Source organism: Peribacillus sp. SIMBA_075 (assembly GCF_046534585.1).
The window spans coordinates 1-264 of sequence record NZ_JAWRYN010000819.1; the positions used below are offsets into that span (position 1 = coordinate 1).

The window sequence follows — 264 nt, forward strand, 5'->3', positions numbered from 1 at the left end:
GGCGCTGTCGGTGCAGGATTGCTGATCGCCGTCGGCGTCTGGTCCCTGGTCCGCGCATCGAACGCCATCGGGCGAACGGATGCGCAGATCCCCCGCGGAGCCGGCGCCGTGCTGCTGCCTGGCACCGCAGAGATCGTCGATCTGCTCGTCCCGGCCGCCCGCGCTCGCCTCCTGGTGTTCGTCGCGCCGGAGTGTCACGCGTGTGCGATCGCCCTGGCATCACTCAAGGCCGCGGAGGCGCCTCTGGCGGCCGTTGTCGACGTC

At 71.6% G+C, this 264-nt stretch carries 1 protein-coding gene; it reads left to right on the forward strand.

Going from position 1 to position 264, the window contains the following annotated elements:
- Positions 1-18 precede the first annotated feature (18 nt).
- A partial coding sequence (locus SB775_RS30500) for a hypothetical protein (RefSeq protein WP_410865001.1) occupies positions 19-264 on the forward strand: 246 nt, incomplete at its 3' end.